General features: G+C 66.6%; 21 protein-coding genes. 12 read left to right on the top strand and 9 right to left on the bottom strand.

What is annotated here, in order from left to right:
• Positions 1-141: 141 nt before the first annotated feature.
• The 8 genes from QO207_RS19615 to QO207_RS19580 all read left to right on the top strand — a co-directional run bounded on the left by QO207_RS19615 (position 142) and on the right by QO207_RS19580 (position 8,842).
• The gene (locus QO207_RS19615) at positions 142-957 is read left to right on the top strand and encodes a hypothetical protein (protein WP_301533983.1); all 816 of its coding nucleotides are present in this window, start codon (positions 142-144) and stop codon (positions 955-957) included.
• Between the two features lie 136 nt (positions 958-1,093).
• Entirely contained in the window at positions 1,094-1,861 is a 768-nt protein-coding gene (locus QO207_RS19610; RefSeq protein ID WP_301533982.1) for a hypothetical protein, read from the top strand.
• Between the two features lie 57 nt (positions 1,862-1,918).
• The gene (locus tag QO207_RS19605) at positions 1,919-2,674 is read left to right on the top strand and encodes an RDD family protein (protein ID WP_301533996.1); all 756 of its coding nucleotides are present in this window, start codon (positions 1,919-1,921) and stop codon (positions 2,672-2,674) included.
• Positions 2,671-3,657 (top strand): stage II sporulation protein M, encoded by a 987-nt coding sequence (locus QO207_RS19600; RefSeq protein ID WP_301533981.1) that lies wholly within the window; start codon positions 2,671-2,673, stop codon positions 3,655-3,657. The genes QO207_RS19605 and QO207_RS19600 overlap by 4 nt, the downstream gene beginning before the upstream one ends.
• The gene (locus tag QO207_RS19595; protein WP_301533980.1) at positions 3,644-5,230 is read left to right on the top strand and encodes a DUF4129 domain-containing protein; all 1,587 of its coding nucleotides are present in this window, start codon (positions 3,644-3,646) and stop codon (positions 5,228-5,230) included. The genes QO207_RS19600 and QO207_RS19595 overlap by 14 nt, the downstream gene beginning before the upstream one ends.
• On the top strand, positions 5,227-6,504 hold the full coding sequence (locus tag QO207_RS19590; protein ID WP_301533979.1) for a DUF4350 domain-containing protein: 1,278 nt from the start codon (positions 5,227-5,229) through the stop codon (positions 6,502-6,504). The genes QO207_RS19595 and QO207_RS19590 overlap by 4 nt, the downstream gene beginning before the upstream one ends.
• A complete protein-coding gene (locus tag QO207_RS19585; protein ID WP_301533978.1) occupies positions 6,501-7,517 on the top strand; it encodes a MoxR family ATPase in 1,017 nt (338 codons plus the stop codon). The genes QO207_RS19590 and QO207_RS19585 overlap by 4 nt, the downstream gene beginning before the upstream one ends.
• Positions 7,514-8,842, top strand: a complete 1,329-nt coding sequence (locus QO207_RS19580; RefSeq protein ID WP_301533977.1) for a DUF58 domain-containing protein — start codon at positions 7,514-7,516, stop codon at positions 8,840-8,842. Before QO207_RS19585 ends, QO207_RS19580 begins: the two co-directional genes overlap by 4 nt.
• Before the next feature lie 115 nt (positions 8,843-8,957).
• Here the strand turns inward: QO207_RS19580 and QO207_RS19575 are convergent, their stop codons facing one another.
• The 3 genes from QO207_RS19575 to QO207_RS19565 all read right to left on the bottom strand — a co-directional run bounded on the left by QO207_RS19575 (position 8,958) and on the right by QO207_RS19565 (position 10,258).
• Complete coding sequence (locus tag QO207_RS19575) at positions 8,958-9,317, bottom strand: PilZ domain-containing protein (protein ID WP_301533976.1); 360 nt, start codon at positions 9,315-9,317, stop codon at positions 8,958-8,960.
• A gap of 60 nt (positions 9,318-9,377) precedes the next feature.
• The gene (locus tag QO207_RS19570; RefSeq protein ID WP_301533975.1) at positions 9,378-9,800 is read right to left on the bottom strand and encodes a DUF4124 domain-containing protein; all 423 of its coding nucleotides are present in this window, start codon (positions 9,798-9,800) and stop codon (positions 9,378-9,380) included.
• Between the two features lie 89 nt (positions 9,801-9,889).
• Positions 9,890-10,258, bottom strand: a complete 369-nt coding sequence (locus QO207_RS19565) for a hypothetical protein (protein ID WP_301533974.1) — start codon at positions 10,256-10,258, stop codon at positions 9,890-9,892.
• A gap of 99 nt (positions 10,259-10,357) precedes the next feature.
• Between QO207_RS19565 and QO207_RS19560 the strand changes: the two genes are divergently transcribed.
• The 3 genes from QO207_RS19560 (at position 10,358) to pyk (ending at position 13,741) form a co-directional block, all read left to right on the top strand.
• Positions 10,358-11,182 carry an outer membrane assembly lipoprotein YfiO gene (locus QO207_RS19560; RefSeq protein WP_301533973.1) on the top strand — a complete coding sequence of 275 codons (825 nt, stop codon included), beginning with the start codon at positions 10,358-10,360 and terminating at the stop codon, positions 11,180-11,182.
• A 94-nt stretch (positions 11,183-11,276) separates the two neighbouring features.
• A complete protein-coding gene (locus QO207_RS19555) occupies positions 11,277-12,197 on the top strand; it encodes a universal stress protein (RefSeq protein ID WP_301533972.1) in 921 nt (306 codons plus the stop codon).
• Between the two features lie 92 nt (positions 12,198-12,289).
• Entirely contained in the window at positions 12,290-13,741 is a 1,452-nt protein-coding gene (pyk, locus tag QO207_RS19550; RefSeq protein WP_301533971.1) for a pyruvate kinase, read from the top strand.
• Between the two features lie 631 nt (positions 13,742-14,372).
• Here pyk and QO207_RS19545 read toward each other — a convergent pair.
• Genes QO207_RS19545 through QO207_RS19535 form a run of 3 tightly spaced genes read right to left on the bottom strand, consistent with a single transcriptional unit; the run spans position 14,373 to position 17,242 of the window.
• The gene (locus tag QO207_RS19545) at positions 14,373-15,146 is read right to left on the bottom strand and encodes an enoyl-CoA hydratase-related protein (protein ID WP_301533970.1); all 774 of its coding nucleotides are present in this window, start codon (positions 15,144-15,146) and stop codon (positions 14,373-14,375) included.
• A 37-nt stretch (positions 15,147-15,183) separates the two neighbouring features.
• Entirely contained in the window at positions 15,184-16,122 is a 939-nt protein-coding gene (locus tag QO207_RS19540) for an iron-sulfur-binding ferredoxin reductase (protein ID WP_301533969.1), read from the bottom strand.
• Positions 16,115-17,242 carry a diguanylate cyclase gene (locus tag QO207_RS19535; RefSeq protein WP_301533968.1) on the bottom strand — a complete coding sequence of 376 codons (1,128 nt, stop codon included), beginning with the start codon at positions 17,240-17,242 and terminating at the stop codon, positions 16,115-16,117. Before QO207_RS19535 ends, QO207_RS19540 begins: the two co-directional genes overlap by 8 nt.
• Positions 17,243-17,505: 263 nt before the next feature.
• On the opposite strand from QO207_RS19535, the gene QO207_RS19530 reads away from it, so the two are divergent.
• Complete coding sequence (locus QO207_RS19530) at positions 17,506-19,029, top strand: fumarate hydratase (protein ID WP_184593914.1); 1,524 nt, start codon at positions 17,506-17,508, stop codon at positions 19,027-19,029.
• 68 nt (positions 19,030-19,097) lie between these two features.
• Here the strand turns inward: QO207_RS19530 and QO207_RS19525 are convergent, their stop codons facing one another.
• The 3 genes from QO207_RS19525 to QO207_RS19515 all read right to left on the bottom strand — a co-directional run bounded on the left by QO207_RS19525 (position 19,098) and on the right by QO207_RS19515 (position 20,613).
• A complete protein-coding gene (locus QO207_RS19525) occupies positions 19,098-19,598 on the bottom strand; it encodes a hypothetical protein (RefSeq protein WP_301533967.1) in 501 nt (166 codons plus the stop codon).
• A gap of 94 nt (positions 19,599-19,692) precedes the next feature.
• The gene (locus QO207_RS19520) at positions 19,693-19,998 is read right to left on the bottom strand and encodes a ribbon-helix-helix domain-containing protein (RefSeq protein ID WP_081516329.1); all 306 of its coding nucleotides are present in this window, start codon (positions 19,996-19,998) and stop codon (positions 19,693-19,695) included.
• A 33-nt stretch (positions 19,999-20,031) separates the two neighbouring features.
• The gene (locus QO207_RS19515) at positions 20,032-20,613 is read right to left on the bottom strand and encodes a DJ-1/PfpI family protein (RefSeq protein WP_301533966.1); all 582 of its coding nucleotides are present in this window, start codon (positions 20,611-20,613) and stop codon (positions 20,032-20,034) included.
• Positions 20,614-20,675 lie beyond the last annotated feature (62 nt).

Here is a 20,675-nt window from a genome sequence, read left to right as displayed (position 1 = left end):
CAAAAGTCCTTGCCTGCAAGCGATTGCGTCGCAGTCTAACAGTGCGGCCAGCCACACTTCCAAAGCTCGGCGCTGGCTACCGGCCGGCCCCCGCCTTTATGATGGCGGTCGCAAGGACACCCACTGGAAAGGATTTCCACCATGCAAGAACTCTCTGCGCAGAATCCCTACAGCGCACCGCTGAGCAACCTGCAGCCCGGCACTGCAAAGGGCGCCGTGCCCTCGGTGGCCGAGGCCCTGGCGCGCGGCTACACCTTCAGCATCAACGAACTGCTGGGCGAATCCTGGCGCCGCACCAAAGGGACCAAGGGTCTGATCCTCGGCGGCTTCGTGGTGTTCTACGCGGCAATCTTCGCCCTGATCAACGTCCTCAGCCTGTTCCTGGCCGTGGTCGGCATCGCCGGTGTCGCCGGGATGGGCCTGCTCACCGGTGGCGAGCCCGATGGCGGCATGGCGGTCGGCGCAGTCGTCGCCTTCCTCTTCGCCTCGGTGGCGCTGAGCTTCGTCGCCACCGCAATCTGCTACCCGCTGCTGGCCGGTGTGACCATGCTCGGCATCCGCCGCGCCGCCGACCAGCCACTGCGCTTCAACGAAATCTTCAGCCACTTCGGGCGCACCTTCCAGGTGGTGGTCTGCGTGCTGCTGAGCACCCTGCTGATCAGCATCGGCTACTTCCTCTTCGTGCTGCCGGGCATCTACCTGAGCATCGCCTACCTGCTGGCGGTGCCGCTGGTGGTGGAGCGCGGCCTGTCGCCCTGGGCAGCCATGGAGGCCTCGCGCCAGGCCATTACCCGGCACTGGTTCAAGGCCTTCGCGGTGCTGCTGATCTTCGGCCTGCTGTTCAGCTTGAGCATGCTGACCCTGGGCATAGCCCTGATCTGGCTGCTACCGTGGCTGATCGTCTGCATCGGCGTGCTGTATCGCATCATCTTCGGTGTGCTGCCGGCCAAGGACTGAACGACCGCAGAGCGGCGCTGACCGGCACCGCCTCCGCGCAACAACAAGGAACGTCCCCGGAAACCTTCCGGGAAACCGGCATTAGCCTGCCAATCGAAAGCCCGCGACCCCGTGTCGCCCGCCCCGGAGCAGAAAGATGAGCACCGAAACCACTCCCAACCCCTTTGCCACACCCGTCAGCACCCTGCAGGACCCGATCCCCAGCGGCAGCGTGCCGAGCATCGAGGAAGCCCTGGCCCGCGGCTACGACTTCTCCATCGGCGATCTGATCAGCGAAGCCTGGCAACGCGTCAGCGGCACCAAGGGCATGATCATCGCCGGCTTCATCGTCTACATGGTCATCGTCCAGGTGATCAGCTTTGCCCTCGGCCTGGTGATCGGCGTGGGCGCCGTGGCCAGCGGCAGCACCGGCGGCGTCGGCATGGCCGTGCTGCAGATGCTGGTGGGCGTTTTCGCCGCTGCCGTCGGCTATCCGTTCCTGGCCGGCATCAACATGCTTGGCATCCGCCGCGCCGCCGACCAGCCGATCTCCTTCAACGAGATGTTCAGCCACTTCGGCCTGTTCGCCCCGCTGTTCATCACCGGCCTGGTGATGACCCTGCTGGTCTACCTGGGCCTGCTGATCCTGGTGCTGCCGGGCATCTATCTGAGCGTCGCCTACCTGCTGGCGATCCCGCTGGTGGTGGAGCGCAAGCTCAGCCCGTGGCAGGCGCTGGAAGCCTCGCGCAAGGCCATCAGCCAACACTGGTTCAAGGTCTTCGGCCTGTTCCTGGTACTGGGCATCATCCTCATCCTCAGCGCCATCCCGCTGGGCATCGGCCTGGTCTGGACCCTGCCGCTGGCGATCATTTCCGTCGGCGTGCTGTACCGCACCATTTTCGGCGTACTGCCGCCGGCCAACTGAAGACTTCGGCCTGATCCCGCCAGCGCGGTTGCCTCGCCGCACCGCGCTGGCTAGCATCTGGCACTCAGCCAAAGACAGCGATTTCCCTTGAGCGCAGCCGCCTCCCCTTCCCCCGCCCCCGTCCTGGATACCCGCTACCACGTGGAGACCCCGGAAGGCATCGACCTGCTGCTGCGTCCCGCCGGCGTTGTGCCACGGGCCCTGGCCTATCTGATCGACCTGGGCATCCGCGGACTGCTGATGCTCGCCCTGTTCATGCTGCTGGCCTTTCTTGGCCAGCTCGGCACCGGCCTGGGGCTGATCCTCACCTTCATCCTGACCTGGTGGTACATGGTGCTGTTCGAAGTGCTCAACCAGGGGCGCTCGCCCGGCAAGCAGATGATGGGCCTGCGCGTGGTGCACGACGACGGCACGCCGGTCGGCTGGTCCGCCTCGCTGCTGCGCAACCTGCTGCGCTTCGCCGACATCCTGCCGTTCGCCTACACCCTGGGCCTGCTCAGTTGCCTGTCCAACTCCGCCTTCAAGCGCCTGGGCGACCTGGCCGCCGGCACCCTGGTGATCTACCGCGACCCGCCGCCAAGCCGGCCGCAGGTGCCGGAAACCACGCCGGAACTCGCCCCCTGGCCGTTGAGTCTGGAAGAACAGCGCGCACTGATGAGCTTCGCCGAACGCGCCTCGCAGCTTTCTGCCGCGCGCCGCGAAGAGCTCGCAGCGATCCTCGCGCAACCGCTGGGCGTTGCTCCGGAACAGGCTGAAGCGCGCCTGAACCGCATCGCCAGTGGCCTGCTCGGCAGCGGGACGGGCCGCGCATGAAGCAGGCCTTCTTCGAACAGCGTCACCAGACCAGCTGGAAACGTTTCGCCAAGCGCCTGGAGCAACTGGAGAGCGGCAAGCGCCAGGAGTCCACGGAAAAGCCCGAGGACTTCGCCGCCGATTACCGGCGCGTCTGCCAGCAGCTCGCCCTGGCCCAGGAACGCGGCTACAGCAGCCACCTGATCGATCAGCTGCAACAGCTCGCCATGCGCGGGCACCAGCAATTCTACCGCCATCGCAGCCACCTGGGAGCGCGCATCCTCGGCTTCCTGGTCGCCGGTTTCCCGCGCCTGGTGCGCGAGGAATGGCGCTGCATCGCCGTGGCCAGCCTGCTGTTCTATGGCAGCCTGCTGCTGATGGGCCTGCTGGTTTACCACTTCCCCGACCTGGTCTACAGCATGATGGCGCCCGACCGCGTCGCCGAGATGGAATCGATGTACGACCCCGCCTCCTCGCGCCTGGGCACGCTGAGTGACCGCGACGCCGGCGATGACTGGCAGATGTTCGGCCACTACATCATGAACAACATCGGCATCGCCTTTCAGACCTTCGCCAGCGGCCTGCTGTTCTGCGTCGGCAGCCTGTTCTTCCTGCTCTTCAACGGTCTGGTGATCGGCGCGGTGGCCGGCCACCTGACCCAGGTCGGCTACATCGAGACCTTCTGGTCCTTCGTCATCGGCCACGGCGCCTTCGAACTGACCGCCATCACCTTCGCCGGCGGCGCCGGGCTGAAGCTGGGCTGGGCGCTGCTTTCCCCCGGCCGGCTGAGCCGCCTGGAAGCGCTGCGCCAGGCTGCCTCGCGCGCGGTGCAGCTGATCGCCGGGGTGATCCTGATGCTGCTGATCGCCGCGTTCATCGAAGGCTACTGGTCGTCGATCACGCACTTCTCGGCGCAGGTGAAATACATCGTCGGCGCCTGCCTGTGGTTGCTGGTCGCCTGCTACTTCCTCTTCGCCGGACGCAAACGCCATGCGCCTGACTGACGCCAGCGTCGCCATCCGCCCGCGCAGCGCCTGGGAAGCCCTGGACCTGGGCATCCTCCTTGCCCGCCGCCACGCCGGCCTGCTGATGGCCAGCTGGGCGCTGGTCACCCTGCCGGTGTTCGTACTGCTGTCGGTGGTGCTGTGGAACTACTCCAGCTGGGCCATCCTGATCTTCTGGTGGTTGAAGCCGGCCTTCGAACGGCTGCCGCTGTACATCCTTTCCCGCGTGTTGTTCGGTGATGCGCCGACGCTCAAGGAAGCGCTGAAGGCCTTCCCGCGGCTGCTCAAGCCGCAGTTGCTGGCCAGCCTGTTCTGGCGTCGCCTGAGCCCGACGCGCAGCTTCGACCTGCCGGTGCTGCAGCTCGAAGGCCTCCAGGGCCAGGCGCGCAGCCAGCGCCTGGTAGTGCTGGGCCAGCGCAACGCTGGCGGCGCCACCTGGCTGACCGTGGTCGGCATGCACTTCGAGCTGGCCCTGTGGCTGGGCCTGACCGTGCTGATGTACCTGATGTTGCCGCAACAGTGGGTGCAGGACTGGGAATGGAAGTCGCTGATCAGCGCCGCCGAAGGCCAGTGGGCCTGGCTGGAGCACCTGAGCAACCTGATCTACGTGCTGCTGCTGATCGTCTGGGAACCGGTGTACGTCGCCTGCGGCTTCACCCTCTACCTGAACCGCCGCACCGAACTGGAAGCCTGGGACATCGAGCTGATCTTCCGCCGCCTGCGCCAGCGCCTGATCGGCAGCGCCTACGCGCTGCTGCTGGTGGTGGCCGGCGCGTTCGCCCTGCTGCCGGGCAGCGATGCCCTGGCCGCCGCTGCCGAACCCGGCGCCAGCCACAGTTGCCCGCTGCCCGACCAGAATCCCGACGGGCCGCAGGGCGCACGCCTGACCCAGCAGAAACTCAACAGCGAAGATTCGCGCCAGGCCGTCGACAGGATCCTCGCTGCGCCGCCGTTCAAGAACGACGAGAAAGTCACCGGCTGGCGCCTGCGCGAGAAGGCCGACGAAGCCAAGCCCACGGACAAGGACGACAAGCGCCTGAAGCGATTCTTCGACGGCCTCAAGGGCTGGGGCGTGCTCAAGTCCGCCGCACAGGGCATCGAGGTGCTGCTCTGGGGCCTGGTGTTCGCCGCCATCGCCCTGCTGATCTGGCGTTACCGCCAGTGGCTGCGGCTGTTCGTCGGACGCATCGGCCTGCCGCAGAAGCCGCGCCGCGAGGCACCGGCCGTGCTGTTCGGCCTGGAACTGGCGCCAGAAACCCTGCCCAGCGATGTCGCCAGCGAGGCCGAGCGACTCTGGGACGAACAACCGCGCGCCGCCCTCGGCCTGCTCTACCGCGCGCTGCTCAGCCGCCTGCTGCATGACTTCCGCGTGCCGCTGCGCGAATCCACCACCGAAGGCGAGGTGCTGCAGCGCGTCGCCGGGCTGGAAGACCCGTCCCTGGACGACTTCGCCCACACCCTGACCCAGCAATGGCAGGCCCTCGCCTACGGCCACCAGGCCCCGCAGGAAGGCCTCAAGCAACGCCTGTGCGGCGAATGGCGCAGCCTGTTCGGCAACGAGGTGCAGCCATGAAGCGCAGCAACCTCATCCTGCTGCTGGTGCTCGGCGCCCTGTTCCTCGGCGGCGTGGGTTACTACCTGTACCGCAACCTGGAGCCCTACACCGAGACCGTCGAGCACGGCCCCTCCCCGGAGGCCCGCGCCAACTCCTATCTTGCCGCCGAGATGTACCTGCGCGGCCGCGGCCTGAAGGTCACCACCGCCAGCGGTATCGAGGTGCTGGACAAGCTCCCCGCCCTGGGCCAGACGCTGATCCTGCTCGGCACGCGGGAAAACCTCACGCCGACCCAGAACAGCCGCCTGCTCGACTGGGCCAACCGCGGCGGCCACCTGATCGTCACCGCCGAAAACCTGTGGGACGAGAAGGAAGGCAAGAGCGGCGACCTGCTGCTCGACCAGCTCGGCGTGCAGCAATTCCTCACCGAAGACCTGAACAAGGACGAGGACAAGGACGGCGGCAAGACCGAGGCCGAGGCCAGCGACGAGCAGGGCGACGAACCGGCCAGCGCGCCGGAAGCCCAGGAGCAGCACCCGGACCAGCCCTCCAGCGCCAGCGATGACGCGGAGGAGAAGGAGCCGTATCCGCAGCTGACCAAGCTCTACCTGGAGAACGAGAAGGCGCCGGCCTACATCGACTTCGATACCGACTACCACCTGTTCGATTCGAAGAACCTTGCCTATGCCTGGGCCAACAGCGCCGACTCCACCCACCTGCTGCAACTGGAGCACGGCCAGGGCCTGATCACCGTGCTGACCGACAACTGGATCTGGCAGAACCGCCAGCTCGAAGACTACGACAACGCCTGGCTGCTCTGGTACCTGACCCAGGACAGCGCCGTCACCCTGGTCAAGCGTGCCGACAGCGACAGCCTGTTCGGCCTGCTCGCCCGCTACTTCCCGCAGGCGCTGGCTGCCGCAGTGCTCCTGCTGATCCTCGTGCTGTGGCGCAGCGGCCTGCGCCAGGGCCCGCTGCAACCCAACCCGGACCGCAGCCGGCGGCAACTGGAAGAACACCTGCGCGCCGGCGCCGACTTCATCCTCCGCCAGCGCGGCCAGCTCGCCCTGCTGCAGGGGCTGCAACGTGACGTGATGCGCCGGGCGCGGCAGCGCCAGCCCGGCTTCGACCGCCTGCCGGTCGCCGAACAATGGCAAGCCCTCGGCCGCATGACGCGCCTATCGGCCAGTGCCATCAGCCAGGCCATGCGCCCGCACCCGCAAAAGCGCATGGCCGTTGCCGAATTCACCCGCCAGGTCGCCCACCTGCAAAGCCTCAGGAATGCCCTATGAGCGAACAGACGCCGGATCAACCCAACCCCTCCAGCAGCGCACCGAACCCGGCGGCCCAGCGCCAGCGCGCAAGCCAGCTGGCCCAGGCGCTGCGCCACGAACTGCAGAAGGCCCTGATCGGCCAGCAGGGCGTGATCGATGACGTGCTCACCGCCCTCCTCGCCGGCGGCCACGTGCTCATCGAAGGCGTCCCCGGCCTGGGCAAGACCCTGCTGGTGCGTGCCCTCGCCCGCTGCTTCGACGGCGGCTTCGCGCGCATCCAGTTCACCCCCGACCTGATGCCCAGCGACGTCACCGGCCACGCCGTGTACGACCTGGCCACCGAGCAGTTCAAGCTGCGCAAGGGCCCGGTGTTCACCAACCTGCTGCTGGCCGACGAGATCAACCGCGCCCCGGCCAAGACCCAGGCCGCGCTGCTGGAAGTGATGCAGGAGCGCCAGGTCACCCTCGAAGGCCGCGCCCTGGCCGTGCCGCAGCCGTTCATGGTGCTGGCCACACAGAACCCCATCGAGCAGGAAGGCACCTACCCGCTGCCCGAAGCCGAGCTCGACCGCTTCATGCTCAAGCTGCGCATCGACTACCCGCTGGAAGCCGAGGAGCAGACCCTGGTGCGCCAGGTCACCCGCTCCGCGCGCAGCGACATGCTCGACGTCGCGCCGATGCGTCCCCTGCTCAAGGACAAGGACGTGCTGGCCCTGCAGAAGATCGCCGCCGACCTGCCCATCGACGACCAGGTGCTCGACTACGCCGTGCGCATCGCCCGCACCACCCGCAACTGGCCGGGCCTGGCGCTGGGCGCCGGGCCGCGTGCGTCCATCGCCCTGGTCCGCTGTGCCCGCGCCCGTTCGCTGCTGCGCGGCGGTGATTTCGTCGTCCCCGATGATGTGAAGGGCAGCGCCCTCGCCGTACTGCGCCACCGTGTGCGGCTGTCGCCGGAGCTGGAGATCGAAGGCCTGTCGGTGGACCAGGTACTGCAACAGCTGCTCGACCAGGTACCGGCGCCGCGCGTATGAAGCCATCGCGCGCACTGCTCGCGCTGCTCGCCATCCTGCTGGCGCTGGCCATCGCCCTGGGCGCGGCCCAGGCGCTGGACTCGGCGCCCGCGCTGCTCGGCCGGCTCTGGTGGGGTGCGCTCTGCGCGGCGCTCCTGCTGGCGCTGACCGATGCCCTCTGGCTGCGCCGCACGGCGTCGCCCGAACTACGCCGCCAGCTCAGCGGCAACCTGCCGCTGGGGCGCTGGAGCGAGGTGCGCCTGCAATTCCATCACCGCTACGCACAGTCGCAGCGCATCACGGTGTTCGACCACCTGCCGGCCGGCATGGAGTTCGAATACCTGCCACAGACCATCGAGCTGCACCCCGGCGAGCAGACCGAACTGGGCTACCGCGTGCGCCCACTGTCGCGCGGGCACTTCGTCTTCGAGCGCTGCGAGATCGAACTGTCCAGCCCGCTGCGCCTGTGGAAGGGTCGCCGCTACCTGGAGCAGCGCGACGAAACCCGCGTCTACCCCGACTTCGCCCGCCTGTATGGCGCCGAGCTGATGGCCGTGGACCACTGGCTCAACCGCATCGGCGTACGCGCCGGACAGCGTCGTGGCCTGGGCCTGGATTTCCACCAGCTGCGCGAATTCCGCGACGGCGACACCCTGCGGCAGATCGACTGGAAAGCCACCGCGCGCAAGCGCACGCCGATTGCCCGCGAATACCAGGACGAGCGCGACCAGCAGATTCTCTTCCTGCTCGACTGCGGCCGGCGCATGCGTAGCCACGACGGCGACCTCTCGCACTTCGACCACGCGCTCAACGCCAGCCTGCTGCTCGCCTACGTCGCCCTGCGCCAGGGCGATGCGGTGGGCCTGACGACCTTCGCCGGCGACCAGCCGCGCCACCTGCCGCCGGCCAAGGGCGCCGCCCAGCTCAGCGCGCTGCTCAACGGCGTGTATGACCTGCGTAGCAGCCAGCGCCCGGCGGACTACCCCGCCGCCGTACAGGAAGTGCTCACGCGCCAGCGCCGCCGCGCCCTGGTGGTGATAGTCACCAACCTGCGCGACGAGGATGACGAGGAACTGGTGGCGGCAGTGAAACGCCTCGGACGCCAGCACCGCGTACTGGTTGCGAGCCTGCGCGAGGAAGTGCTGGATCGCCTGCGCCAAGCCCCGGTGGAAGGTTTCGAAGAGGCCCTGGCCTACTGCGGTGCGGTGGATTACCTGAACGCCCGCGCCGGCCTGCACGAGAAGCTGGTCGCCCACGGCGTACCGGTGCTCGACACGCGGCCGAGCCAGTTGGGGCCGGAACTGATCAGCCGCTATCTGGGCTGGAAGAAGGCGGGCGCGCTGTAAGGCATTCGCACTCAGTTGAGCGGCGTATGACCGCGAACGGTCATACGCCCTACGCTGGCGTCAGCAGAAATCCTGTGCTGCCCTGCCGGTCAGATCGGTCAGCGCGTCCTGCGCTTCAGACCGACTCCACCTGCCGGCGAAAACTGAAATAACGGCGCAGCGCGTCGACCAGCTCGACGTAGTCGCCCGGCGGCGACACCAGGCTGAAGCCGGAGTCGTAGTTGCCCGGGTTGACGTCCTCGCGGCACCACTGGCAGGTCGCAGTGAATTCGATCAGCTGCAGCTTGCCGTCGTGCCCGGGGATCTTCAGGCGCATGTCGAAACGGCCACCCACCAGCATTGGCAACTGGCTGATCAGCAACAGTCCATCCAGCGACACGTTGCCCAGGTAGCCCATCGGTTTGTCGGTGATGCTGTTGAACACCTTCAGGTAGTAAGGCAGCTGATGGCGCTCGATATGTCGTTGATGACGCATAATGGCGTTTCGCTATGAGATATCGTCCAGTATGACGATGCTGCCCGCCGTGGGCCAGTCCTAACGACAACCTTCCGCCAGCCGAGCGCTCAGCGCCTGACGAGCGGCGTCAACCTGTGCATCGCTGTAGTAAGTCCTTTCACCGCTGCCATCCTTCGTGAAATAGCGTCCACCCTGACTGATCGACGTCAGGTCATGGCGCCACTTCGCGCACTGCTGATCCAGCTGGGCCTGCTGCTGGGCCGCCCGACTCTGGGCGGCGGCGCTTTCATCACGGCGTGCGTCGTAGAAGCGGCGGGTGCGTTCTTCCCGCTCGCGGGTAGCCTCGTCACGTTCGACGACCTGCGGCTTGACCTCGACGCGTTGTGCCCCTGGCGGCGGTGTTTCGCTGAAATGCACCTTGCCCTGGGCGTCGGTCCAGCGGTAGATGTCCGCTGAAGCGAGCAAAGGGATAAACCAGGCGCAGAGCCACAGGGCACGCATTCGAACCTCCTCCGTGAAGTCACCCAACAGATTAGCCAGCTATCGGACTTGCTCAAGTCGGCCATTGACCACTGGTCAGGGAGCAAGGGTCACGGAGCGGCCGGACTGATCCGCAGGTCATTGGGCAGACGGCCGTTCAGGCGCAGCGTTTCCAGCCGCGCCTTGGCCCGGTAAGCATACTCGCTGGTCGGGTAGCGGGCGATGATGAACTGGTAGGTCTGCGCGGCATCGACGTAGAACTTCTCGCGCTCCAGGCACTGGCCGCGCAGCATCGAGACTTCCGGCTGGATCCACGGCCGCGCGCGGGCCTTGCGCTCGGTCTCGGACAGCTCCAGCTGCACTCGCTGGCAGTCGCCGTTCTTGTACGCGCGGTAGGCGTTGTTCAGGTGATAGTTCATCGACCAGCTGGTGCAGCCGGTAACACTCAGCGCCAGCAGCGCGAGGAAAAGGGTTCGCATGGGCATATCCTCCGTTGGGAAGTGTATCGGCCCGTCTTGGCCGTACTGTAGCCCGCCACTAGACTCACGTGGACTTCGCCCCAGCGCAAAGGATCTGCCATGCGTCTTGCTCATCCGCTCTCGATTGTCCTGCCGCTCGCCGTACTGCTGCCTTGGCTGGCCGCCTGCGCCCCGACCACGCCGCTGTTCGTCGCCCAGATCACCACGGGTGAGGTCGCCGAATACAAGCAATTGAAGAACAAGCGCATGACCGCCGCCGTGGAAGAGGAAGGCGACCTGCTGACCTACAGCGCCCAGGCCATCCGCGACGGCAAGAGCGCGGATGCCGAGCAGCTCTACCTCACCGGCTACGACAACACCCGCTACAGCCCCGAAGTGCGCGCCATCGCGCTGTACCAGATCGGCCTGATCTACATGAGCCGCTACAACGACCAGCGCGACGACGCCAAGGCCATGGACTACTTCCAGCGCATCGACCGCGAGTTCCCCGGCACCAGGGCCGCCGAACACGCCGACGCCCGCGAGCTGATCATCCGCAAGCGCGCCAGCGAACCGGTGCAGAAGACCGCCAGGCAACTGCTGGCTGACTGGCAGCCGCAGTACAACCTCGACCTGAACAAGCCGACCCTCGACCCGGACATGACCCTGCTGTCGCGCCGCGCCGTGCTCAAGGGCCGCGTCGACGAAGCCGCGCAGCTTTACCTACTGGGCGCCAACGATCCGGCCATTCCGCCGGACATCCGCGAGAAGGCGCTGTACCAGCTGGGCCTGATGTACATGGCGCCGGACAACCCGCACCCGGACCGCGAGAAGGCCATCGCCTACCTGCGCCGCCAGCTCGCCGAATTCCCCAGCGGTGAACTGGCCGACAAGGGTGCCCGCCACCTCGACCGTGCGCTGAACCAGACCTCGCCACGCAGCTGATCCATGCGCGCCGCTGAGCCACGTCAAGGTACGTGGCCGGCGCCAGTGTCTACGCTTGCTCTGCATTGAGCGTAGAGCGCGCGAGGACTCCGCCATGAAGCTGCAGCACCTGCTCGTCGTCATCGACCCGGCCCGTGAGGACCAGCCCGCCCTCACCCGCGCCCGCTGGATCGCCCAGCGCTGCGGCGCACGCCTGGAGCTGCTGGCCTGCGAGTTCAACCCGGCGCTGGACAACGCCCTGCTGCTGGAACGCAGCGACCTCGAAGCTGCCCAGCAGAACCTGCTGGACGAACGCCTGGGCTGGCTACAACAGCTTGCCGAGCCGCTGCGCGAGGAAGGCCTGGCAGTGCATTGCCAGGTACGCTGGGGCAAGCCGCTGCACCATCAGATCGTCCTGCACTGCGAGCAGACCCAACCCGACCTGGTCCTCAAGTCCGCACACCATCACAGCCTGCTCAAGCGCCTGTTCCTCACCAACCACGACTGGCAGCTGATCCGCCACTGCCCGCAGCCCTTGTGGCTGGTGCAGCACGGCGAGTGGGCGGGGAACAGCCTGTGCGCCGCTGTCGACCCACTGCACGCCGGCGACACCCCGGCGGCGCTGGACCACCAGTTGATCCGCGTGGCGCTCGAACTGCAGCAGCGCCTGCGGCTCGACGCCCACTACCTGCACGCCTATATGGCCGTTCCGCAGACCCTGGCGTTCAACGCCGAGTTGCTGGCCGACTACGATGACTACGTGAAGCGCACCAAGGTGCATCACGGCGAGGCCTTCGATCGCCTGCTGTCGAACTATCCACAGATCGATCGTACGCACACCCACCTGGGCCAGGGTTTCGCCGAGGAAGTCATCCCGACCTACGTGAAGGACCACGCCATCGACCTGCTGCTGATGGGCGCGGTCGCCCGTGGGCAGCTCGACAACGCCCTGATCGGCCAGACCGCCGAGCGGGTCTTCGAGGAAGTCGAATGCGATCTGCTGGTGATCCGTCCCGCACTTGAGAGCGCTACCTGAAAGAGTCACCTGAAGAGAGTAAGATGGCGCCCTGGCCGCCCCGGACCCGCTCCGCGGAAGGCCTGACCGCTGCTTTCCCCTAGGAGTCCCGCATGTCCCTTCGCCGCACCAAGATCGTCGCCACCCTCGGCCCAGCCAGCAATTCCCCGGAAGTACTGGAACAGCTGATCCTCGCCGGGATCGACGTCGCCCGCCTGAACTTCTCCCACGGCACTCCCGACGAACACCGCGCCCGCGCCCAGCTGGTACGCGACATCGCCGCCAAGCACGGCCGCTTCGTGGCGCTGCTGGGCGACCTGCAGGGTCCGAAGATCCGTATCGCCAAGTTCGCCAGCAAGCGCATCGAACTGGCCGTCGGCGACACCTTCCGCTTCTCCACCAGCCACCCGCGCACCGAAGGCAACCAGCAGGTGGTCGGCATCGACTACCCGGACCTGGTGAAGGACTGCGGCGTGGGCGACGAGCTGCTGCTGGACGACGGCCGCGTGGTCATGGTGGTCAAGGAAGTGAAAGCGGACGAGCTGGTCTGCGAAGTCCTGATCGGCGGCCCGCTGTCCGACCACAAGGGCATCAACCGCCGTGGCGGCGGCCTCACTGCGCCGGCCCTGACCGAAAAGGACAAGGCCGACATCAAGCTGGCCGCGAGCATGGACCTGGACTACGTCGCCGTGTCCTTCCCGCGTGACGCCAAGGACATGGAATACGCCCGTCGCCTGCTCACCGAAGCTGGCGGTACCGCCTGGCTGGTGGCCAAGATCGAGCGCGCCGAAGCCGTGGCCGACGACGAAGCCCTGGACGGCCTGATCCGCGCCAGCGACGCCGTGATGGTGGCCCGTGGCGACCTCGGCGTGGAAATCGGCGATGCGGAGCTTGTGGGCATCCAGAAGAAGATCATTCTGCACGCGCGCCGCTACAACAAGGCGGTGATCACCGCGACCCAGATGATGGAGTCGATGATCCACAACCCGATGCCGACCCGCGCGGAAGTCTCCGACGTGGCCAACGCCGTGCTCGACTACACCGACGCCGTGATGCTCTCGGCCGAATCCGCCGCTGGCGAATACCCGGTGGAAGCGGTCAAGGCCATGGCACGCATCTGCGCCGGCGCCGAGAAGCACCCGACCACCAAGAAGTCCAGCCACCGCCTGGGCCAGACCTTCGAACGCTGCGACGAAAGCATCGCCCTGGCGGCCATGTACACCGCCAACCACTTCCCGGGCATCAAGGCGATCATCTGCCTGACCGAAAGCGGCTACACCCCGCTGATCATGTCGCGCATCCGTTCCTCGGTACCGATCTTCGCCTACTCCCCGCACCGCGAAACCCAGGCCCGCGTGGCACTGTTCCGTGGCGTGGAAACCATCCCGTTCGATCCGGCTGCCCTGCCGCCGGAGCGGGTCAGCCAGGAAGCCGTCGACGCGCTGCTGCAGCGTGGCGTGGTGACCAAGGGTGACTGGGTGATCCTGACCAAGGGCGACAGCTACACCGCCCAGGGTGGCACCAACACCATGAAGGTGCTGCACGTGGGCGACCTGCTGGTCTGATCCTGCTGTGAAGGCTCTTTATTGAGCGAAAAAGGCCGCCCTCGGGCGGCCTTTTTTATTTGTGTCGCGAGGGCCGGAACCTGTAGGAGCGAGGGGGACGCCTAGTTCTTGCTCGCTAACCACGCTCGCCGGCAGCGCTGAGGCTGGGCTTGTTCGCGAGCAAGCTCGCTCCTACGAAAAACGCCCCGTCGGGAGCTTCGGTTAGTTGGTCGATCTTTGACCAATTCGCGCCAAGCCCCGCCGTTCGTGGCTCGCAGCGGTGGCACCAGAGCTTATCCACAGCGCCTTCCACATCTACTGTGGGCAACCTGCCGGGCATCGCTCAAATACCGCTCAATCCGCTGCAGCCCACGGTTGGCGTGGGGTAGCTGGGTTGCCCCAGAGCTTATCCACAGCGCGCTCCACAGATTGTGTGGGCAACCTTCGTCCCCGGCGCAGGTATCTCCCGTAGGAGCGGACCTTGTCCGCGAAATCCATCGCGGCAGAATCCGTGCCTCCAGGGAAACACCTCGGCAAAACGCTCGCACGCACCACGGCGTACATCCTGAAACACCGAACGGGCAGCAGGACTTCGCGGACAAGGTCCGCTCCTACGAAGACGGTTCGGCGTCAGCTGGCAGGAGCGCTTGCCTTAAAGGAACTTGGAGAAATCCGGCTGGCGGCGCTGGGTGAAGGCGCTCAGTGCTTCATGGGCTTCCGGCGAGTGCAGGCGCTGCACGAAGTGCTGGCCCTCTTCCGCTACCACACGGCGCAGTTCCTCGATGAAGGGCGCTTTCAGCAGGCACTTGCTCAGCGCAACGGCGGCTGGCGGCAGTTGCTGGAAGGCCTGGCAGACCTCACGAGCTCTCGCCAGCGCCGCTGCGCCATCGTCCAGGGCTTCGTTGGCGATTCCGTAGCTCACGGCCTGTTCGCCGGAGAAACCTTCGCCGCGCAGCAGCAGGCTGGATGCCTTCACCGGGCCGACCAGGCGCGGCACCAGGAAGCTGGAGCCGAACTCCGGGCACAGGCCCAGGTTGACGAAGGGCATCTTCAGCTTGGCGCCCTTGGCAATGAAGACCTGGTCGCAATGCAGCAGCAGCGTGGTGCCGATGCCCACGGCCGGGCCGGCGACGGCGGCGACCACCGGCTTGGTGAATTCCATCAGCGCGCGCATGAAGCGGAACACCGCGCTGTCCGGGCCGCTCGGCGGCTCCTGGAGGAAGTCGACGATGTCGTTGCCGCTGGTGAAGCACTCGGCGTTACCGGTGATCAGCACCACGCGCACCGAACGATCCTCCTGCGCCGCTTCCAGGGCATCGGCGAGACCGGCATACATGCTGCGGGTCAGCGCGTTCATCTTGTCCGGACGGTTCAGGCGCAGGGTCAGCAGGCCCTCTTCGCGCTCGACGAGAATCTGTTCGCTCATGGCAATTCCTTGTTCTTATTGAAGGGGGAAGACCGGTTCAGGCGTGAGGCAGGAACAGGTCAGCCAGCGTCTGGCTGCGGGGCACGCCGCAGAGGTAGAGGCGGCGGGCGAAGGCATCGACGCTGGCGGGATGGCCGCAGAGTAAGGCGAGGGTTCGCCGGGAAACAAGCCGGAGTTGCGCCAAAACCTCGGCCGACTCGGCCGTGGTCATCAGCGTTACCTCCACTTCGGGATGGCTGGCAGCCAGGGTTCGCAGGGGCTCGGCCAGGTAATGGCCAGCGTGGTCATGGGCCTGGTGAATGACGCGGATCGGCCCGCTGTGATGCTGGCGCAACGCCTCGCGCAGCACGCCCCAGAGCGGTGCCAGGCCGGTGCCGGACGCCATCAGCAGCAGCGGCCGCTCGTGCCATTCCGGATCGTAGTGCAGCGAGCCGCCGCGCAGTTCGCCCAGGCGCAGGCCGTCGCCGACCTTCAGGCCGCGGGCGAAATCGGCGAAGGCGCCGGGTTCGCGGCAGTCGATGTGGGTTTCGAGCCAGGCATCGAGGCCCGGCACACTGGCCAGTGAGTAGGGCCGCGCGACGCCTTCGGCGCTCCAGAGAATCAGGTGCTGCCCGGCGCTGTAGCGCAGCGGGCGTTGCGGCGTCAGGCGCAGGCGCAGGACGTCCGGAGCCGGCCAGTCCAGTTCGCTGACCGTGGCGGGCAGGCCGTCGCGCTGCGGGTCGAAGGCTTCCACCGCCAGGTCTTCGATCACCCGGCACTGGCAGGACAGTCGCCAGCCTTCCGCACGGCGCGCGGAGTCCAGCGCCTCGGGCAAGGCATCCAGTACCTCGCCGCGGGCGCAGCGCACCAGGCAGGCGTGGCAACTACCGGCCCGGCAGCTGTAGGGCACGGCGATGCCGGCCCCGCGCAGGGCATCGAGCAGGTTGACTCCGGGGCTGACCGAAAAGCGTTGCGATCCGGCCTGTATCTCAGGCACGCGTCCACTCCCATGCGGCATCGCAGCGGTTACGCCCGCTGCGTTTCGCACGGTAGAGCGCCTGGTCAGCCCGTTGCAAGGCCTCGTCGAGATCGTCGTTGGCGTCGAGCAGGGTCATCCCCGCCGACAGGCTCAGGGTCTCGATGTTCACCCCCACCGGTTCCGCCGCCGAATAGGCCAGCCGCAGGCGTTCGCAGCAGGTGGTCAGGCGGTCGGCGTCGGCGTTGGGCAGCAGCAGGACGAACTCCTCGCCACCGTAGCGCGCCAGCACGTCGCCTTCGCGCAGGCAGGCCCGCGCCACCGCGGCGAAGGTCTGCAGCACGCGGTCACCGGCGGCATGGCCGTGGACATCGTTGATGCGCTTGAAGTGGTCGAGGTCGATCAGCGCCAGGCCGTGGCGCTGGCCGGGGTGCATCTCTTCCAGCGCGCGGCCAGCCAGACGAATGAAGTGCCGGCGGTTGAACAGCCCGGTGAGTTCGTCGGTGGCCACCAGGTCTTCGAGCTGGCGCATCATGCCGCGCAGGGTGTCCTGGTGCGCCTGCAGCGCATAGCGGCGCTGGCGCATGCGTTGGCGCAGCGACTGCACATAGCCGGCAAAAAGGCTGAGCCAGGTCAGCACGATGAACAGTACCAGCAGTTGCAGGACGGCCTGGGCCGGCAGTTGCAGGCGTTGCTGGAAGGCTTCGTGGAGATTGAGCCCGGCGAAGGCGATGAAGGCCAGCGCGGCGCAGCGGGCGAACACCCGCGGCTGCAACTGGAACACGCCGAACAGCAGGATCAGCACGTAGAGCACCATCAGCGTGCCGCGCGCGGTATCCACATTGGCCAGGAACAGGGTGTTCCAGACCAGCGCCACCAGCACCTGCGGCTCGGTCATGCTCGGGTCGCTGAAGCGCTGGTTGCGCCCGCTGAAGAACAGCCAGGCGAACACCAGCTGGCTGCCGGCGACCAGCAGGGTGCAGGTCAGCGCGAAGCTGACGGGGGCGCGGTAGAACTCGCCGAACACCGCCAACCACAGCAATAGAAGCGCCAGGGCATAGGTCCCGAGGGCCATGCCGAATCGCCTGATGAGTAGTTTTTGTAAGGCGTGTTGCTTCAGAGGTGGTTTCAGCGTGCTCATGGGGCTCCGTCCCGTAATGGCACCTGGCCTTCACTCTACTATCAAAGCGCCCCAGTGCCTAGCCGATCGGAATGTGGGCGGTCAGCGATCTCTTTTAGAAGAGCAGCGGGCTATCTGGGACCAAGGTCGGATCACCGGCGAGTGCGCGGCAAGCGGCCGCAGCGCTATACTATGGCGCCTTTTTTCGCCGCAGCCGTGTCGGCGAAACCCCGATGTAACAGGCTAGAAGCCTGTCTTACCCCGCCTGAAGAGGACCGTGCTCCATGGCCGTGATCAAGCAAGACGACCTGATCCAGAGCGTCGCCGATGCCCTGCAGTTCATCTCCTACTACCACCCGGTTGATTTCATCCAGGCCATGCATGAGGCCTACCTGCGCGAAGAATCGCCGGCTGCCCGGGACTCGATGGCGCAGATCCTGATCAACTCGCGCATGTGCGCCACCGGTCACCGCCCGATCTGCCAGGACACCGGTATCGTCACCGTGTTCGTCCGCGTCGGCATGGACGTGAGCTGGGCCGGCGCCACCATGAGCGTCGACGACATGATCAACGAAGGCGTACGTCGCGCCTACAACCTTCCGGAGAACGTCCTGCGCGCCTCCATCCTGGCCGACCCGGCCGGCGCGCGTAAGAACACCAAGGACAACACCCCGGCGGTGATCCACTACTCCATCGTCCCCGGCAACACCGTGGAAGTGGACGTCGCGGCCAAGGGCGGCGGCTCCGAGAACAAGTCGAAGATGGCCATGCTCAACCCGTCCGACTCCATCGTCGACTGGGTGCTGAAGACCGTCCCGACCATGGGCGCCGGCTGGTGCCCGCCGGGCATGCTCGGCATCGGCATCGGCGGTACCGCCGAGAAGGCCGCGGTGATGGCGAAGGAAGTCCTGATGGACGAGATCGACATCCACGAGCTGAAAGCCCGCGGTCCGCAGAACAAGATCGAGGAAATGCGCCTCGAACTGTTCGAGAAGGTCAACCAGCTGGGCATCGGTGCCCAGGGCCTGGGCGGCCTGACCACCGTGCTCGACGTGAAGATCATGGACTACCCGACCCACGCAGCTTCCCTGCCGGTCTGCATGATCCCCAACTGCGCCGCCACCCGCCACGCGCACTTCGTGCTCGACGGCTCGGGCCCGGCCGAACTGGAAGCGCCGTCGCTGGACGCCTACCCGGAAATCGTCTGGGAAGCCGGCCCGTCCGCGCGCCGCGTCAACCTCGACAGCATCACCCCGGAAGAAGTGCAGAGCTGGAAACCGGGCGAGACCATCCTGCTCAACGGCAAGATGCTCACCGGCCGCGACGCCGCGCACAAGCGCATGGTCGACATGCTGAACAAGGGCGAAGAGCTGCCGGTGGACCTCAAGGGTCGCTTCATCTACTACGTCGGCCCGGTCGATCCGGTCGGTGACGAAGTGGTTGGCCCGGCTGGCCCGACCACCGCGACCCGCATGGACAAGTTCACCCGCCAGATCCTCGAAACCACCGGTCTGCTGGGCATGATCGGCAAGTCCGAGCGCGGCCCGATCGCCATCGAGGCAATCAAGGACAACAAGGCCGTCTACCTGATGGCCGTGGGCGGCGCCGCCTACCTGGTCGCCCAGGCGATCAAGAAGTCCAAGGTCCTGGCCTTCGCCGAACTGGGCATGGAAGCGATCTACGAGTTCGAAGTGAAGGACATGCCGGTGACCGTTGCGGTCGACACCAATGGCGAGTCGGTGCACATCACCGGCCCGGCCATCTGGCAGAAGAAGATCGCCGAGAACCTGGCGGTGGAAGTGCAGTAATCACTGCATGACCGCTCGATAAAAAGCCCGGCCAAGTGCCGGGCTTTTTCATGTTTGCGAGCAAGGCTTCAGAGTGCGGTTTCCAGGCTCGACTGGATCGCTTCGGTGCGTTCCTCGATCTGGCCGGCCGCCGACGCTGGCCGGAAGTTGATGCTCAGGACCCCGGACTCGAAAGCCACGGCGCGGCGGTAATCGTGGGCCGCGGAGTCGCTGGCGTCGTAACGGATGACGATGCGCTTGAGCTTGTCCTTCATCGCCTGGCGCCCCAGGTCGTAGGAGGTGAGCATGTCCAGCGCCTCGGCCAGGGGCACGAAGTACACGTTGGTCCAGTAGTCGTCGGTGCCGTAGTGCGCGGCCTGGCCGGGCAGCGCAATGCTGTCCCAGTCGACCTCGACCGGCACGGCGAAGCCGGCGGAATGGTGGATGTCCTTCAGTTGCGCCTGGAAGACGCTCTGCTGGTAGGAGCTGATGGCCGCCTGTTCGACGGCGGTCGGCGCGGCATGCAACAGGCTGCTCGCCAGCCCGCAGGGCAAGGCAACGGCAAGCAGGGTACGGCAAATGAATGACATGGCGATTCCCGGAGTCTGGAAATCGCGCAGTCTAGGAAGCCACGCCGGCCGCGGGGATCGGACAGTTCGACAGAGGCTGTGGGCGGATGCCGACTCAGGACGCGCTGCGCGCCACCAGGCTCAGTTCGGTGACCTTGTCGCGGCGCTGGGCGAGGAAGCGCGTGCAGCTCACCCGCAGGAAGGAGGCGAAGTTCACCACCTCCCCGCGGTAGTCCATCACCTCGTCGTAGAGCTTGGTGATCAGCTGGTTGGTGGTCATGCCGTCCACCTCGGCGATCTCGCGCAGGATGTCCCAGAACTGGTTCTCCAGGCGCAGCGTGGTGACCACGCCGCGGATGCGCAGCGAGCGCGAGCGCGACTCGTAGAGAATCGGGTCGGCCTTTACGTAGAGTTCGCACATGGACGGCTGCTCCAGCTTCGATGTCGGGCCAGTTTACAGGCTGATCTTCGTGCCCAGCACGTCGAGGAATTTCGCCAGCCACGCCGGATGCGCCGGCCAGGCCGGAGCGGTGACCAGATTGCCGTCGACATGGGCGGCGTCCACCGGGATGTCCACGTACTCGCCTCCGGCCAGCGTCACTTCCGGGCCGCAGGCCGGGTAGGCGCTGCACGCGCGGCCCTTGAGCAAGCCGGCGGCGGCCAGCAGCTGGGCGCCGTGGCAGACGGCAGCGATGGGCTTCTTCGCGGCGTCGAAGGCTTTCACCAGTTCGATCACCTTGGCGTTCAGGCGCAGGTATTCCGGGGCGCGGCCGCCGGGGATCAGCAGCGCGTCGTAGTCTTCGGCGCGCACGGCGGCGAAGTCGGCGTTGAGGGCGAAGTTGTGACCGGGCTTCTCGCTGTAGGTCTGATCGCCTTCGAAGTCATGGATGGCGGTGCGGATGCTCTGGCCGGCCTTCTTGTCCGGGCAGACGGCATGGACGGTGTGCCCGACCATCAGCAGTGCCTGGAACGGCACCATGGTTTCGTAGTCTTCGGCGTAGTCGCCGACCAGCATCAGGATCTTCTTCGCAGCCATCTGGGCATCCTCCCGGCAGGGCCCGGCCATGGTGGCCGGGCATGCGGGAGAGCTTAGTCAGT

The organism is Pseudomonas sp. CAN1 (assembly GCF_030462585.1).
Classification (GTDB): Bacteria; Pseudomonadota; Gammaproteobacteria; order Pseudomonadales; family Pseudomonadaceae; genus Pseudomonas.
This window is presented reverse-complemented; position numbering and strand designations above follow the sequence as displayed.

Coding starts and splice junctions, on each gene's coding strand:
- QO207_RS19615 (WP_301533983.1), top strand. CDS start 142: ATGCAAGAACTCTCTGCGCAGAATCCCTACAGCGCACCGCTGAGCAAC.
- QO207_RS19610 (WP_301533982.1), top strand. CDS start 1,094: ATGAGCACCGAAACCACTCCCAACCCCTTTGCCACACCCGTCAGCACC.
- QO207_RS19600 (WP_301533981.1), top strand. CDS start 2,671: ATGAAGCAGGCCTTCTTCGAACAGCGTCACCAGACCAGCTGGAAACGT.
- QO207_RS19595 (WP_301533980.1), top strand. CDS start 3,644: ATGCGCCTGACTGACGCCAGCGTCGCCATCCGCCCGCGCAGCGCCTGG.
- QO207_RS19590 (WP_301533979.1), top strand. CDS start 5,227: ATGAAGCGCAGCAACCTCATCCTGCTGCTGGTGCTCGGCGCCCTGTTC.
- QO207_RS19585 (WP_301533978.1), top strand. CDS start 6,501: ATGAGCGAACAGACGCCGGATCAACCCAACCCCTCCAGCAGCGCACCG.
- QO207_RS19580 (WP_301533977.1), top strand. CDS start 7,514: ATGAAGCCATCGCGCGCACTGCTCGCGCTGCTCGCCATCCTGCTGGCG.
- QO207_RS19575 (WP_301533976.1), bottom strand. CDS start 9,317: ATGCGTCATCAACGACATATCGAGCGCCATCAGCTGCCTTACTACCTG.
- QO207_RS19570 (WP_301533975.1), bottom strand. CDS start 9,800: ATGCGTGCCCTGTGGCTCTGCGCCTGGTTTATCCCTTTGCTCGCTTCA.
- QO207_RS19565 (WP_301533974.1), bottom strand. CDS start 10,258: ATGCGAACCCTTTTCCTCGCGCTGCTGGCGCTGAGTGTTACCGGCTGC.
- QO207_RS19560 (WP_301533973.1), top strand. CDS start 10,358: ATGCGTCTTGCTCATCCGCTCTCGATTGTCCTGCCGCTCGCCGTACTG.
- QO207_RS19555 (WP_301533972.1), top strand. CDS start 11,277: ATGAAGCTGCAGCACCTGCTCGTCGTCATCGACCCGGCCCGTGAGGAC.
- pyk (WP_301533971.1), top strand. CDS start 12,290: ATGTCCCTTCGCCGCACCAAGATCGTCGCCACCCTCGGCCCAGCCAGC.
- QO207_RS19545 (WP_301533970.1), bottom strand. CDS start 15,146: ATGAGCGAACAGATTCTCGTCGAGCGCGAAGAGGGCCTGCTGACCCTG.
- QO207_RS19535 (WP_301533968.1), bottom strand. CDS start 17,242: ATGAGCACGCTGAAACCACCTCTGAAGCAACACGCCTTACAAAAACTA.
- QO207_RS19530 (WP_184593914.1), top strand. CDS start 17,506: ATGGCCGTGATCAAGCAAGACGACCTGATCCAGAGCGTCGCCGATGCC.
- QO207_RS19525 (WP_301533967.1), bottom strand. CDS start 19,598: ATGTCATTCATTTGCCGTACCCTGCTTGCCGTTGCCTTGCCCTGCGGG.
- QO207_RS19520 (WP_081516329.1), bottom strand. CDS start 19,998: ATGTGCGAACTCTACGTAAAGGCCGACCCGATTCTCTACGAGTCGCGC.
- QO207_RS19515 (WP_301533966.1), bottom strand. CDS start 20,613: ATGGCTGCGAAGAAGATCCTGATGCTGGTCGGCGACTACGCCGAAGAC.